Raw genomic sequence first — 15,793 nt, 5'->3', positions numbered from 1 at the left:
ATACGCTGACTATCAGAATGTTGCATCCCCAATCTTCATTATTCAAGTGTCACCACTGTGTCATTTGTCGCAACGTCATATCGGCGGGACTTTCCCCTTGTCAGCTTGAACTTGTTGCGTGTCACAATATGGCCCACACGCATGATGTTGCTGTTATTAATGCTGATGTTATGATACTTCATCTTCATCCGCTGCACAATCTCCGTTGCCGTAAGTCGCAAAGCCTTTTCATCCTTAGACGGACGATGAAACATCTCGAAGAAGATGTCGTCCATGCAGTCAATCTGTAGGAAGTCGGCATTGTCAATCTGAATCTTATGTTCCGTCTCATTGTCGAAATACGTCCTCGCTCCCGATTTTACCTCCGCTACTGCCTGAGCATACATCTGTTCATAGTTCACCGCCGTGCTTGTGTCTATACGCTCCTTTACCCTGATGCACATGTATCGTCGTGAACCGGTGTAGTCTATCAACGGCTGTGGATTATTGGTCGTGGCGATGAAGGCAGCATATCGCTTATGCTGCTGCGTGATGCTCTCATAAAGATTGCGATATTTCACGTCCACCGCCTGCAACATATACTTCAAAAAGGCAGTCTGACGTTTTGAAATGCTGTCATATTCATCTATGTTTATCAGGATAAAACGGCTCAAAGCCTTCATTGCGTCCTCTTTCTTCGTGAAGTCCACCCTGTCAGTGAAGTAAATCTGCTGCTCTTCGGGAATGATCATTCTGCAGAAAGTAGACTTTCCGTCTCCTTGTTCACCCACAAGTAGCGGAACAAGTGAATTACCGTGCATGGAATTTGTGCGCATCCACTGACTCACCATACCGATAAACCACAGGTGGAAGTTCTTCACCCAGTCCTGGTTATCTGTTTTTACTCTTTCTGCAAACTTATTAATACGGTCCTCTCCATCCCATTTCGGCAGATACGATATCCAATCGGCTATCGGGTCGTACTCCTCGGTGAACGATGATTCGATAAATCGCTTCACATCTTTGTCCCACGCATCTATACCTTCTGCCTTTGCGTTTATCGTTATCGTGTTGAGCACCTCTTTTGTGACCGATTTCCACGAAAAGAGAAAACTGTCTCGCTCTCTATATTCGCAGTCGTTTGTGATTTCATTCTTGCGAAAGGCATACCTCACGTTAAGAAAAGTGCGCAGCCTTTCAATATCTATCGTCATCTTCGGTACGGCGCATTCCGACTTCGGCGCACTCGTGTCATAGACATTGCGGAAACAGTTGCGCACGATATACTCAAAGTTGCAATACGGAGCATGGCGCATGAGTCTTTTGATGCAGAACTCCTCTTCAAGTCCGTTCCGCTGACATTCCTTAGCGACTTCCGTCACAGTCTCGTCCATATCCAAGGCTACGGAATTGTTGATGATATTGAGAAATATCGTCTGAAACTTCGCCATTGCCATGTGCTGCTTTTCATAGAACGGAATCACACCAGTTTCTCTGCCTGCATTGTAACTCGTTCGGCTCATCTGATAGCGTATTTCTCTCTTCACCCTCTTCTCCACGCCTTCATGTGGCTGGGGAATAATCATCGGTATGGGAGTGGCATTGAGAAACACGTGCTCATCTGTGCTTATTCTGCACACCGTCTGCGGTGTTGGCACAGCCCTGTCGCATTTGATGCCGAGTTCAGCCTCATAGAACTTTGCCGAAGTGAAATAGGCATGCTGATGAAAGAAGCTGATATCCTGTTCCGTCTGCGGCAGTGTACCGTCTGGCAGCGTGAACGGCACAACAATCTTCAGTGACTTTGCCGAAGCACCAGTGAAGCACATCAGCGTCTGGGGAAGCCCCTCAGCAAGAAATTTGAGGTTGGCTATCCAACCGTCCTTTGCCTTGAACGAGAGCAACACATAGCCTGTGTATGCCTTTCTGCACAAAGAAAACTGCAACTGTGGCAGTGCAGCCGTTTCTTCGAGCTTCATACCCGCAATATTCGTGTATGAGTTCAGGGCATATCGCAGTTTGTTGCACTGTTTTTGGTATTTTTCACCTCGAATCATGACAAACAAATCGTCAAGATTCATCATTTTTTGCTTGATTTCTTTTTTTGTCTTATACAAGACATTGATTTTAGATAGTTCCATTCTATTTTATCGTTATTTTTTATCGAAAATACGTTTCCACGACGTAACATTTGCGTTATTACGTGGAAACGTTTCTGTTACTACGACACAAAGTTTGCGTTTCTACGATGTAAAGTTTGCATTTCTATATAGAAACGAAAATGCAAATTGACGTTTTCGAGACACTTTATTTTTGAAAAAAGTGCATCTAACGTGCTGATAGACAGCGGATAGACGTTTCGACGCTAGTTTATTTACAAAACCTATGTACGATTTTCCAAATCCCTGAGTATTCGTCTTATCCTAGCTGGTTTGACGTAGTACTCGTATTTGCATTGATTGCACACTTGTCGGTATGTGCCAGACTTCATGCTTTCTAATTTCTGTTTAGGCAATTCGCGTCCACACTTCTGACATTTGATTGTTTACGGGAGTGTCTCCCGATTGATAAATTTGACATAATCGTTTTGTTTTAATTATTAATACTTATATTTGTTATTTCTCACTCGTTTTATTTGTTTCCTTGTTTTTCTTTTTTTCCTTTTTCTTTCATTGCTGTTTTTATTGCTCTTTCCTTATGTGATTCAAACGGCCTATTTTCTCGCAGATTACTCAGAGGAATGCAGAGAATGCAGCAAGCTGCATTTATTTCGCAGAGAAAGACAGTTTTGTGTAGTTCATGTTGTTTTGGGTTTTGTCTGCGTAAATCTGCGAGATCTGCGAGGGAACACATCTGCTTTAGCAAATACTACAAAAAATATCTGTAGGAATATTCAGGAGACAGCTTTGATGAAAGAGCCTCCACACTCACGTATGAAGGCTCTTAAAGACATACCCCGCTGGGATGTACACTTCTTAGACTAAAATAGGTTATAAATCATGTGGTATCAAATTTTGAATTTTCTACCAACATGTAGCATTTACATAAAATGCTTAGTGAAAAATCAATAAATTATTAAATAGAGATATCAATAGTTAAAAAGCAAGAACAGACCGAACATAGTAATAAGTAAGGTTCTTAACTGCATAGGAAATATTGACATTAGTATTGTAGAAGAAAACTATTATAGCGTTGCTCATATCATACTCAGACGCAGACCAATACCCATAGTCTGAAAATGCGGTACCACCAGCTGCTGTTAGCGCATTGTTGACATTGGTTGTTACTGTAGGACCGAGATAAAGACCATCATGTGACAAAGTAGAACTCAGCTTACCGCTAAGATCAACCTTACCTAGGTTGGCGCAAACATCCCACCATTGACCGATACTTGGAAGATACCAACCACTATTGGTGAACTTGGATACATCCACATTGTAATTATTAGCAGCCTGCCATGCTGGAAACTGGTCGTTACTTTTATTATATCCTTTGGTAAATGTGCCGGTATAGCCAGTATCAATATCGGTAAAATATTGATAAAACTGAGTAACTTTGTTAAGGCCGGCATCGTTATAAAGAGGTTCCCAAGAAGTAGTTCCTACAATTGCATCTTTCAATGCCAATGCATAGCCATGTGTGTAGCCAGCATTATATTCTGTAGGGCTTAACTGGTCGGAGAATACGATACCCACAATTGTCTTACCAACGGTAGTTGTTCCTGTTGTTCCATCATCATAAAGATAATCACCGATATTTGCATCACCAATATATACATTGCCACGTGCAGTTTCTGTAAGACAAGCTGAAGCGCCATTATATTTATATATCTTATATTTAGATGCAGCAGGAGCTGTGCCACTTATTTTCCAGCCCTTAAGCTTGGTTATGTCGCTGATAGTATTCAGATTTTTACCTGTAATAGAAAGTGGCTTAGATGGATTAACCAAAAAGCGGTATTTGCCTGCAGCTATATTTAATGGATTGTTAGCTGTATCAAACATAAAACGGTAGGTATCTAATCTACTATATGTATAGTGAGCTTGATGAAGGTCCATTTCAACCATTGACATCTGATGAGACATTGTGAAGGAACTGCTACCTGTTGAAGCATCAACTGTAGCCATTGAAACCATTAAGTCCTGAGCTGTGTATTTATCTTGCGTGCTTTGGTCAGCTGCAGGAGTCCAACCACTTATCAATGGGGCAAAGAATGCCTCGGCTGTTGTTTTTGTTGCATCATACTTATCGCTTGCAAGACTTGCCTGATAAGGATAATAAGCAAAATACTTTGCACCAGCATAATAGGGTAAGATAGAAGTATTATTGCTGCTTATCCATTTAGAATCTTCATAGATGTATTTAGCATTGGTCAATGCTAATGTTCCGTCTGACTTAACAGCGAATATGCCAATAGCATCACCACTACTGAATGTGGTTCCTGTGACATCATCTGTGGCACGTGTCTTTACACCGTTATTATCTACTGAAGAAAACATTCCATCGGATACATTTATCTTCATACTTTTAGCAGCCGTGCTACTATCGCCTGTCAAAGTCTCGTCTGAAGAGCAACCGCTTAGCGTTATCAATAATGCACAAACTAATAGCCCCGCATTTAATAATTTTCTTTTCATTACTTTGCTTTTTGTAGTGATACTTTAATTAAACATATTACTGTGCAGTACTATTAATTATCCTCAATAGTTCCGTCTCCAGGTTCTGGTTCCCAAGGATTGGTTTGCATAGCATTTACATTGCTACTTGCAATTGGTTGCTGAACATCTGCTTCAATAACAAGGATTGAAGGACGCTGATACTCTTTTCTTTTCATCTGTATTTAATTTGAATTATTTATATATTTAATCATATCATTTATGCCACATTAAAATCGGGGCACTTGTGATTAATTATCAAATAGTTAAAAAGCCAAGACTGCACGCACACAATAACCCGTGCTGTACTTACGGGCGTGAGACACGTCAACGTAAGAACTATAAAAGCAAACTATCATATAGTTGCCCGTATTATACTCTGACGCAGAACAATAGTAGTCAGAATTCAAGGCTGTACCTCCAGCCGCCGTTATAGCATACTTGATATTGTTTGTTGCTGTACTGCCATTATAAAGATAGCCATCTCCTGAAATTGTCTGCTGACTGGTCAAGTCAACCTTGCCAAGATTGGCAGCTACATCCCACCATTGACCAATACTTGGAAGGTACCAACCGCTATTAGTGAATCCAGAAACATCTACATTATAATTATTTGCTAGCTGCCACGCGGGATAAGTACTATTACTTTTGTCGTAGCCTTTGGTAAATGTTCCATAATAACCTGCGCTAATGTCGTTATAATAACCTACAAAAGTGGTAAGTTTGGTCAGACCAGCATCATGTGTTGGTCCCCATGTCGGTCCATTAACACTGACATCTGTTAACGCAAGGGCATAGCCATGTGTATAGCCTGCGTTATATTCAGCGGTACTAATCTCATTTGAAAACACTATTCCGACTATGGTCTTGCCAACTGTAGTTGTTCCTGTAGTGCCGTCAGAATAAAGATAATCACCAACGTTTGCTGTACCAAGACAAAAATCTCGTTGTGTTTCAGAAAGAAAAGCAGAAACACCTTTGTATGTATATATTTTATATTTAGCGGAAGCAGGAGTTGTTCCACTTATTTTCCAACCTTTTTTCTTAGTTGCATCAGTACTGCTATACTGATTTTTGCCCGTAACAGAAAATGCTACTGAAGGATTGACCAACAGGCGATATTTACCAGCAGCAACATTAAATGACTTGCTAGCTGCATCAAACGTAAAGCGGTAGGTATCAGATCCGCCGTATGTATAGTGATATTGAGGGAAATCCATTTCAACCATTGACATCTGATGAAACATTGCGAAAGCACCAGCATGGGTTGAAGCATTAACTGTAGCCATAGACACCATCAAGTCCTGAGCTGTGTATTTATCTTGCGTGCTTTGGTCCGCTGCAGGAGTCCAGCCAATTATCAATGGGGCAAAGAATGCCTCGGCTGTTGTTTGTGTTGCATCATACTTATCGCTTGCAAGGTTTGCCTGATAAGGATAGTAAGCAAAATACTTTGCACCAACATAATAGGATAAGAGATCAGTATTATCGCTGTTTACCCAAGAAGTGCCGTCATAGGTGTATTTAGCATTGGTCAATGCTAATTTTCCATCTGACTTAACAACGAAGATGCCGATTGCGTCACCATTACTGAAGGTGGTTCCTGTGACATCATCTGTGGCACGTGTCTTTGCACCGTTGTTATCTACAGAAGTAAACATACCATCAGATACACTTATCTTCATACTTTGAACGGCTGTTCTGCTATCGCCTATCAGAGTCTCGTCTGAAGAGCAACCGCTCAATGTGATTAATAATGCGCAAGCCAATAGCCCTGCATTTAATAATTTACTTTTCATTACTTTGCTTTTTGTAGTGATACTTTAATTAAACATATTACTGTGCAGAACTATTAGTTATCCTCAATCGTTCCGTCTCCAGGTTCTGGTTCCCAAGGATTGGTTTGCAACGAATTAACATTGCTACTTGCAATTGGTTGCTGCACTTCAGCTTCAATAACAAGGATTGAAGGACGCTGATACTCTTTTCTTTTCATCTGTATTTAATTGAATTATTTATTAAATCATTTAAGTCACATTAAAAATCTAGACACTTGTGAGAAATTATTAAAAAGCAAGAACAGCACGCACATCGTAGCCACCGAATAGCTTATTCATATTATTCAAACATACGTATGAACTGCCAAAATAAATTGACAGAGCATCAGTGGTATTATATTCTGATGCAGACCAATAATAATAATTTGAAGTTAATCCTGTACCTCCAGCCGATGTTAATGCATTGTTGATATTAGTCAGTAGAGCATAGCCATTATAGAGATTACCTGTACTCGAAATACTAATCTGCATGCTAGCCAAGTCTACCTTGCCTAAATTGGCACAAACATCCCACCACTGCCCCATACTTGGGGAATACCAGCCACTATTAGTAAACTTAGATATGTCTACATCATAATTATTGGCTGACTGCCATGCAGGATAGCTACTATTACTTTTATTATATCCTTTGGTAAATGTTCCGTAATAGCCCGTGGTGATATCGTTATAGTAACCACTAAATGTGGAAACTTGGGGAAGACCAGTATCACCAGTGTTAGGTCCCCAGGAAGTAGTTGCCGATATTGCATCTTGCAATGCCAAAGCATAACCATGTGTGTAGCCAGCATTATATTCAGCGGAACTTAACTGATTTGAGAAAACTATTCCTACTATTGTCTTGCCAAAGGTGCTTGTTCCTGTGGTGCCATCATCATAAAGGTAATCACCGATATTGGCATCACCGATATATACATTCTGACGGGAAGTTTGAATAAGGCAGGCTGAAGCATCTTTATATTTAAATACCTTATACTTAGATGCGGCAGGAGTTGTCCCACTTATTTTCCAACCCTTGGTTTTTGTTACGTCAGTACTATTATACTGGTTGTTACCAGTAATGGAAAGTGCAGCAGAGGGATTAACCAATAAGCGATATTTGCCAGCAGCTATATTAAGTGGATTGCTAGTTGCATCAAATGTAAAGCGGTAAGTATTTGCTCCGTTATATGTATAATGAACTTGATTAAAATCCATTTCAACCATTGACATCTGATGAGACATTGTGAAAGAACTGCTACCTGTAGAAACATCAACCGTTGCCATTGAAACCATCAAGTCCTGAGCTGTATATTTAGCGTGCGTGCCTTGATCTGTGTCGGGAGTCCAACTATTTATCAATGAAGCAAAGAAAGTCTCAGCTGTTGTTTGTGTTGCATCATACTTAGTACTTGATAGGCTCTCCTGATATGGATAGTAAGCGAAATACTTTGCACCACCATAATAGGGTAATTTATCTGTATTATCGCTGTTTAGCCAATAAGTGCCGTCATAAGTATATTTAGCATTGGTCAATGCTAATGTTCCATCAGACTTAACGGCGAATATGCCGATAGCGTCACCACTACTGAATACGGTAGCTGTGCCGTCATCAGTGGCACGTGTCTTTGCACTGTTATCATCTACTGAAGTAAACATGCCATCAGATACTTTTATCTTCATACTCTTAGCACCTATACTGCTATCGCCTGTCTGAGTTTCGTCTGAGGAACAACTGCTCAACGTCATCAATAATGCACAGGCTAACAGTCCTGCATTTAATAATCTACTTTTCATTACTTCGCTTTTGTCGTGATACTTTAATAAAGTTTGTTACCATACAGAGCTATTAATTATCATTAATCGTTCCATCTCCGGGTTCTGTTTCCCAAGGATTGGTTTGCATTGAATTCACATTGCTACTTGCAATTGGTTGCTGAACATCTGCTTCAACAACTAAGATTGAAAAGCATTGAGACTCTTTCCTTTTCATTTGCATTTGCATTTGCATTTGCATTTAATTAATTTGCTTCTGAGCATATTATTTATTCACTAAATCATATACTTATTTAATACAAAATTCCTTTCTATTACTTTGTAAGTAACAGAAAGGAACTGGAGATAAAAATAGACTAATAATTGGGAAAAAGATAGTAGACCAGTGAATAATGATTTTCACTGGTGATCAATATGCAGATTAGATTATATTTAAAATGTGTTTAAACTTAAATGCATTATGACAAGATATGTCCTATGTGTTTATATTTTTCTTGATAAATGGTTAAATAAAGCAAATTTTTATATGAATTTACAAATTAATGACTACTTTTGCCTCATAATAAACTATATCTGTTACTTACAAAGTAACGGCTATATTGTATTATGTCGTTTAATGTTTGTTTATAATTCTTCCTCAAATTTCTTTGGGGCAGCTTATTTTACAGATAAACATTTGCAAACTTTTCTATTTGCTTTTCCTATTTCCTGAGCATCAAAACCTTTTAGATATATTTGTGTTGTTCTGATATCTGAATGACCAAGAGCGGAACTTATTACCTCAACTGGCACATGATGGTGAAGAGCATTAGTGGCCCAAGAATGGCGGAAGGTATAAGAAGAAATGTGAGCGGTTATGTTCAAAGCCTTAGCTAAGCGTTTAAGTCCTGCATTGAACTTGCGCAGTAATGATTGATAACTTTTATAGCCTATCTCTGTACTAAGGTCGAAGCTTGGCACACAAAGTTGTGTGATTAGTTTGCAAATATCTTTATTAACAGGAATATTTACACTAGTACCCGTCTTATGCCGATTGTATTTCAGGATACCGTCTACAATGGAATCAATGTCCAGATGCTGCAGATCAACAAAGGGCATGCCGCAAAGTCGGTACATGGCGGCTGCCACTAACTGCACACGCTTCAGAACAGGACTTTTCACATCACCGGTAAGGATCTCCTTCAACTTAGGTTCGTCGAGTGCCTTCTTGTGGTTTCTATCTACGCCTGTGAACACATCATGAAACAGGTTGAATACGTACTTAACAAGACCTGCCATCACCGCCTTGTTGTAGATGGCACGGAGCATGCGCATGTAAGTAGAAATGGTGTTGTAGGAATGGGAAGTACGAATGAGGTATTTCTCATAGAGTTTCAGGGCTTGGGTAGTGATGTCGCCGAACCGGATAGTGTCGCGTCCGAGAAACTCACTGAAAGAGTGAACGGCACAACCATAAAGATGGGCAGTAGAAAAGCTACCGCAACTCCTTAGTTTGTTGATACATGTCTGTGTAAAACAAGAGAATGTTACTTTCATAATAATAATAATTTAAAAAGTGAATTACAAAAATACAAAATTACAAATCAAAAACCAATAAAAAGAAAGTACAAACCCATTTACAATTAAATAACAGACGAAACTTTGGTATTTAAGTACAGATTATATTATGTCTATTCAAAATAATAGACAAAGCCGTTTCATCGCGGGTTCCCCGCAGATATACTTTTCCGTTCCTGTATATTGCTCTGCGAGATCTGCGGGAAGGCTATTTGATGGATTTTATAGATGAGTATACTTACATATATTTTCTCGCAGATAGATTGAGTATGCTCGCATGGTTACTTTCACGCAGATTGATTGAGTAAGCTTACGTGAATTATTCTCTCGCTGATCACGCAAAGGACGCAGACGAATGCAGCAAGCTGCATTATTTCGCAGAGATTATATATTAAGGTTAATGTGTGTTTTTTGGGGGGAGGGTGTCTTCGTAACTCTTCGGCACACGAAATCATATTATTGTGACAAAAAAATATTGCGGCAAATTTGCCGCAATTATTATTTATCCATGTTATGATTAAAGAATCTATGTTCAGCCAACTTCTCATACTTAGTATTCGGCATACCATAGTTGGCATACGGATAAATACTAATTCCACCACGTGGAGTGAAATAGCCAGTAACCTCAATGTATTTTGGTTCCATTAGTTTGATGAGGTCTTTCATTATCGTGTTTACACAATCCTCATGAAAATCACCATGATTGCGGAAACTGAACAGATACAGCTTCAAACTCTTGCTCTCAACCATCTTTTCTGCAGGAATATAACTGATGCGTATTTCAGCGAAGTCTGGCTGACCAGTGATTGGACACAATGATGTAAACTCTGGACAGTTGAACTGCACCCAATAATCATTACCAGGATGCTTATTGGTAAATGTTTCAAGTGTTTCAGGAGCATAATCCATGCTATACTTGGTCTTTGCGCCAAGAGCATGCAATCCTTCTTCTTTTCTTTCCATATTCTAGATATTAAAAATTTTCAATATGTTATAACTTATGCCGTCATCATAGGCATCCTCACCTTCATGCGACTTCAAAAACTTCACTACCTTAATAGTAACTGGGAGTACAACTATCTCGTATACCGTTTTCAACAGAACTTGCCACAGCATGAGTTTGGGCAGTTCGTTAAGAGGAACTACGCCACCCAAAGCAAGAGGGAAAAAGAGCAGAGAGTCTGCCGTCTCACCAAAAACGGTACTCAATATGGCACGTGCAGAGAAATTTTTACCCTTATCACGTATCTTCATTCGGCTCATAATATAAGCATTAACAAAACTGCCTGCAATGAAAGCTACAAACGAAGCCAAAGCTATGCGTGGAGCAAGTCCGAATACAGCATGAAAACCTGCATCATTAGTCCAATAAGGCGCACCAGGAATGGCATCACACAACGCACCCAAGGACACGAAAAAGAAGTTCATCGCAAACCCTATCCATATAAGCAGACGAGCCTTGCCATATCCCCAAACTTCGCATACACAGTCGTTAATAATATAAGACACAGGAAATACTAAGAGTCCTCCGGTGAGACTGATCCCACCAATTGAAATTTGCTTTGTTTCCAATACGTTTGCCGCTATCAGACAAACACAGAAGAGTATACTGAAAAGCATAAACAGCACACTTACTGAACTTTTTGCTTTATTCATTTTCTTGTTTTTTACGAGGTTTACCAAGTACTCGGTTATTCTAAAATGCGTGCAAAGATACAAAATAATCTGCATATATAAAGCATCATCCAGCGCAATATACATAAAAAAGATAAAAAGCGGTTCGAATTCAGATTTATTTATTACTTTTGCACCTTGGAACAAGAATATATTCGAAATAATAATATGAACGTTTTAGAGTTAAGTGAACAGGAGATAATTCGCAGACAATGTCTTCAAGAACTGCGCGAAATGGGCATTGATCCATATCCAGCAGCAGAGTTTCCAACGAACGCATTCTCAACCGAAATAAAGGCTGAGTTCAAGGATGACGAGCAGCGCGACGTTGTTGTCGCAGGCCGTATGATGAGCCGCCGTATTATGGGTAAGGCTAGTTTTGCGGAGATACAAGATAGCAAAGGACGTATACAAGTTTATATTTCTCGTGACGAGATTTGTCCTGACGAGGATAAAGACCTATACAACAAAGTCTTCAAGAAATTGATGGATATCGGTGACTTCATCGGTATCAAAGGTTTTGTATTCAAAACACAGACTGGCGAAATCAGTATCCATGCAAAGGAAATCACTATTCTAAGCAAGAGCTTGAAACCACTGCCTATCGTTAAATATAAAGACGGTGTGGCTTATGACAAGTTTGACGATCCTGAACTTCGTGCACGTCAGCGCTATGTTGACCTTATTGTTAACGAAGGCGTTAAAGACACTTTCTTGAAACGTGCAACTGTATTGCGTACAATGCGCAACTTCTTCGACAACCATGGTTATACCGAGGTTGAGACTCCAACATTGCAAAGTATTGCCGGAGGTGCAAGCGCACGTCCATTTATAACACATTTCAACGCACTTAACGTTGATATGTATATGCGTATCGCCACAGAACTTTATTTGAAACGCCTCATCGTAGGTGGTTTCGAGGGCGTTTACGAAATAGGAAAGAACTTCCGTAACGAGGGTATGGACAAATACCACAATCCAGAGTTCACATGTATGGAGCTTTATGTTCAATACAAAGACTACAACTGGATGATGTCGTTTACAGAGGAGTTGCTTGAAACAATATGCAAAACTGTAAACAATGGTTCTACAGAGGTAAAGAACGGCGAGAATATGATTAGCTTTAAGGCTCCATTCCGTCGTCTCCCTATCCTAGACGCAATAAAAGAAAAGACTGGTTTTGATCTTTCAGAGAAGAACGAAGATGAAATACGCAAGATTGCTATCGAAGACTTAAAGATGGAAAGCATCGACGAAAGTTTCGGCAAGGGCAAACTTATTGATGAGATTTTCGGAGAGTTCTGCGAAGGTACATTCATTCAGCCTACATTCATCACAGACTATCCTGTTGAGATGAGTCCGCTTACTAAGATGCATCGCTCTAAGCCAGGACTTACTGAGCGTTTCGAACTTATGGTAAACGGCAAGGAACTTGCTAACGCATATTCTGAGCTTAACGACCCTATTGATCAGGAAAATAGATTTAAGGACCAGATGGCACTTGCCGACAAGGGTGATGACGAGGCGATGATCATTGATCAGGACTTCTTGCGTTCATTGCAATACGGTATGCCTCCAACATCAGGTATCGGTATCGGTATTGACCGCCTTTGCATGCTGATGATTGGCAAAGAGAATATTCAAGAGATTATGCTATTCCCACAGATGAAACCAGAGGCTAAGATGCCACAGAGTTCTATCAAGGAATGGGCTGAAATCGGTGTAGCAGAAGATTGGGCTTATGTAATGCGTAAAGCAGGATTCAACCTTATCAATGATATAAAGGATGAGAAAGCTCAGGGATTACAGCAGAAAATCGGAGAAATAAACAAGAAATATAAACTTGGATACGAAAAGCCTAGTGTCGAAGACATTCAGGCCTGGATAGACAAGGCTAATGTATAATTGCGGAAAGATAGCAATCATTGGTGGCGGTTCGTGGGCTACGGCCATAGCCAAGATCGTGGTGGGGCATACTCATCACATAGGATGGTATATGCGTCGCGATGACCGTATAGACGACTTCAAGCGACTAGGTCACAACCCTGCCTATCTGATGAGTGCTCATTTCAATGTCGATGAGATTGAATTCTTCAGCGACATAAACAAAATAGCACAGAACTACGACACACTTGTTTTTGTCACTCCGTCTCCTTATCTTAAGAATCATCTTAAGAAACTGAAGACAGGACTGCGTGATAAATTTATCGTCACGGCGATAAAGGGTATTGTTCCCGACGAGAACCTTGTATGTTCTGAATATTTCCATCAGGTGTATGATGTTCCTTATGACAACTTGGCTTGCATAGGCGGTCCGTCTCATGCAGAAGAAGTGGCATTGGAACGTCTTTCATACCTCACGGTAGGATGTTCTGACAAGGAAAAGGCACTATCGTTTGCCGATATCCTCACAAGTGACTTCATAAAGACAAAGACATCCAGCGATGTGATAGGCATTGAATATTCTTCTGTCTTGAAGAATGTATATGCAATAGCTGCTGGTATATGCAACGGACTTAAATACGGTGACAACTTCCAAGCTGTGCTGGTAGCAAATGCAGTTCAGGAAATGAATCGCTTTCTTACAGCCGTTCATCCTATTGAACGAAACATATATGACAGTGTTTATCTTGGCGACCTCTTGGTGACAGGATACAGCAACTTCAGCCGTAACCGAACTTTCGGAACAATGATTGGAAAGGGATACTCTGTAAAGAGTGCGCAGATAGAAATGGAAATGATTGCCGAAGGATTCTTCGGAACAAAATGCATGAAGGAAATAAATCGACACATGCACGTGAACATGCCTATTCTTGATGCAGTATACAACATATTGTATGAAAGAATAAATCCTCAGATTGAAATAAAGTTATTAACAGACAGTTTTAGATAGTTATGATCTTATAAAAGAGATCTTGAAAATTAAAGATTCAATGAAAAATATTAGCTTAGACATTACAAAGGCTGAACAATTCCTGAAATCAGGAGCTGTTGAAGCTTATGAAGGTCAGGTTAAGGCCGCTCAGGAAGCTCTTGAGAATGGCACTTGCCCGGGTAACGATTTTCTAGGATGGCTTCACTTGCCATCAAGCATCACACCAGCATTTCTTGACGAAGTAGAGGCTGTAGCCAAAACAATACGTGAGAAGTGTGAAGTTGTTGTTGTTGCAGGCATCGGTGGTTCTTATCTTGGCGCACGCGCCGTTATCGAAGCTCTCGGTAACAGTTTTGCATGGCTTGTTGAAGACAAGAAGAACCCAACTATCATGTTTGCAGGAAACAACATCGGAGAAGATTATCTTTCAGAACTCACAGAGTATCTTAAGGGTAAGAAATTCGGTGTTATCAACATCAGCAAGTCTGGTACAACAACTGAGACTGCACTTACATTCCGCCTTCTAAAGAAGCAATGCGAAGAGCAGAGAGGTAAAGATGAAGCTAAAGATGTTATCGTAGCTGTTACAGATGCAAAGAAGGGTGCTGCCCGCACTTGCGCAGACAAAGAAGGCTATAAGTCTTTCATTATTCCTGATAATGTTGGTGGTCGTTTCTCTGTACTCACTCCAGTAGGTCTTCTTCCTATTGCATGCGCAGGCTTCGACATCAAGGCTCTTGTAAAGGGTGCTCAGGATATGGAGAAGGCTACAGGTAAGGATGTTCCTTTTGCTGAGAATATTGCAGCTAAATATGCAGCCGTACGTAACGGTCTATATAGTCAGGCAGGTAAGAAGATTGAGATTATCGTCAACTTCCAGCCAAAACTTCATTTCATCGCAGAATGGTGGAAGCAGCTTTTCGGAGAAAGTGAAGGTAAAGACGGTAAGGGTATATTCCCAGCTGCTTGCGACTTCACAACAGACTTGCACTCAATGGGTCAATGGATTCAGGAAGGCGAGCGTTCTATCTTCGAGACTGTGATCAGTATTGAGAAGGCTAACAAGACTCTTTTGTTCCCACACGACGATGAGAATCTTGACGGACTTAACTTCCTTGAAGGAAAGCACGTTGACGAAGTTAACAAGATGGCAGAACTTGGTACACGCCTAGCACATGTTGACGGTGGTGTTCCTAACATTCGCCTCAGCGTTCCTGAGCTCAACGAATACTATATCGGTCAGATTATATTCTTCTTCGAGATGGCTTGCGGTATCAGCGGTAACCTTCTTGAAGTAAACCCATTCAACCAACCAGGTGTAGAGGCTTACAAGAAGAATATGTTTGCACTACTCAATAAGCCAGGATACGAGGCTGAGAGCAAGGCTATACAGGAAAAACTGAAGTAAAAATGAAAACTGTTTAGTTGTTTCAACTAACACAATATCAAATATGGTGGATGCA

13 protein-coding genes are annotated in these 15,793 nt (G+C 40.2%); 3 read left to right on the top strand and 10 right to left on the bottom strand.

What is annotated here, in order from left to right; genetic code table 11:
• Positions 1–38: 38 nt before the first annotated feature.
• The 10 genes from B045_RS0112250 to B045_RS0112200 all read right to left on the bottom strand — a co-directional run bounded on the left by B045_RS0112250 (position 39) and on the right by B045_RS0112200 (position 11,437).
• Positions 39–2,120 (bottom strand): VapE domain-containing protein, encoded by a 2,082-nt coding sequence (locus B045_RS0112250; protein WP_018464553.1) that lies wholly within the window; start codon positions 2,118–2,120, stop codon positions 39–41.
• Between the two features lie 954 nt (positions 2,121–3,074).
• The gene (locus B045_RS0112240; RefSeq protein WP_154650171.1) at positions 3,075–4,616 is read right to left on the bottom strand and encodes a fimbrillin family protein; all 1,542 of its coding nucleotides are present in this window, start codon (positions 4,614–4,616) and stop codon (positions 3,075–3,077) included.
• Between the two features lie 53 nt (positions 4,617–4,669).
• A complete protein-coding gene (locus tag B045_RS15465) occupies positions 4,670–4,813 on the bottom strand; it encodes a hypothetical protein (RefSeq protein ID WP_018464550.1) in 144 nt (47 codons plus the stop codon).
• Positions 4,814–4,900: 87 nt separating this feature from the next.
• On the bottom strand, positions 4,901–6,433 hold the full coding sequence (locus B045_RS0112230; protein WP_081618638.1) for a fimbrillin family protein: 1,533 nt from the start codon (positions 6,431–6,433) through the stop codon (positions 4,901–4,903).
• 53 nt (positions 6,434–6,486) lie between these two features.
• Entirely contained in the window at positions 6,487–6,630 is a 144-nt protein-coding gene (locus B045_RS15460) for a hypothetical protein (protein WP_018464548.1), read from the bottom strand.
• Between the two features lie 70 nt (positions 6,631–6,700).
• Positions 6,701–8,245, bottom strand: a complete 1,545-nt coding sequence (locus B045_RS0112220; protein ID WP_154650170.1) for a fimbrillin family protein — start codon at positions 8,243–8,245, stop codon at positions 6,701–6,703.
• 52 nt (positions 8,246–8,297) lie between these two features.
• Positions 8,298–8,441 carry a hypothetical protein gene (locus tag B045_RS15455; RefSeq protein ID WP_169400987.1) on the bottom strand — a complete coding sequence of 48 codons (144 nt, stop codon included), beginning with the start codon at positions 8,439–8,441 and terminating at the stop codon, positions 8,298–8,300.
• A 440-nt stretch (positions 8,442–8,881) separates the two neighbouring features.
• Entirely contained in the window at positions 8,882–9,760 is an 879-nt protein-coding gene (locus B045_RS0112210; protein ID WP_044067819.1) for a tyrosine-type recombinase/integrase, read from the bottom strand.
• Between the two features lie 519 nt (positions 9,761–10,279).
• Positions 10,280–10,744, bottom strand: a complete 465-nt coding sequence (gene queF / locus B045_RS0112205; protein ID WP_018464543.1) for a preQ(1) synthase — start codon at positions 10,742–10,744, stop codon at positions 10,280–10,282.
• A gap of 3 nt (positions 10,745–10,747) precedes the next feature.
• Complete coding sequence (locus tag B045_RS0112200; RefSeq protein ID WP_025883655.1) at positions 10,748–11,437, bottom strand: queuosine precursor transporter; 690 nt, start codon at positions 11,435–11,437, stop codon at positions 10,748–10,750.
• A 186-nt stretch (positions 11,438–11,623) separates the two neighbouring features.
• Between B045_RS0112200 and lysS the strand changes: the two genes are divergently transcribed.
• Genes lysS through B045_RS0112185 form a run of 3 tightly spaced genes read left to right on the top strand, consistent with a single transcriptional unit; the run spans position 11,624 to position 15,738 of the window.
• Entirely contained in the window at positions 11,624–13,360 is a 1,737-nt protein-coding gene (gene lysS / locus B045_RS0112195) for a lysine--tRNA ligase (RefSeq protein ID WP_018464541.1), read from the top strand.
• Positions 13,353–14,348 carry an NAD(P)H-dependent glycerol-3-phosphate dehydrogenase gene (locus B045_RS0112190; protein WP_018464540.1) on the top strand — a complete coding sequence of 332 codons (996 nt, stop codon included), beginning with the start codon at positions 13,353–13,355 and terminating at the stop codon, positions 14,346–14,348. The genes lysS and B045_RS0112190 overlap by 8 nt, the downstream gene beginning before the upstream one ends.
• A gap of 40 nt (positions 14,349–14,388) precedes the next feature.
• A complete protein-coding gene (locus B045_RS0112185) occupies positions 14,389–15,738 on the top strand; it encodes a glucose-6-phosphate isomerase (protein WP_018464539.1) in 1,350 nt (449 codons plus the stop codon).
• Positions 15,739–15,793: the final 55 nt, after the last annotated feature.

It is taken from the genome of Segatella paludivivens DSM 17968 = JCM 13650 (assembly GCF_000373185.1).
In the GTDB taxonomy this organism is placed as follows: domain Bacteria; phylum Bacteroidota; class Bacteroidia; order Bacteroidales; family Bacteroidaceae; genus Prevotella; species Prevotella paludivivens.
This window is presented reverse-complemented; position numbering and strand designations above follow the sequence as displayed.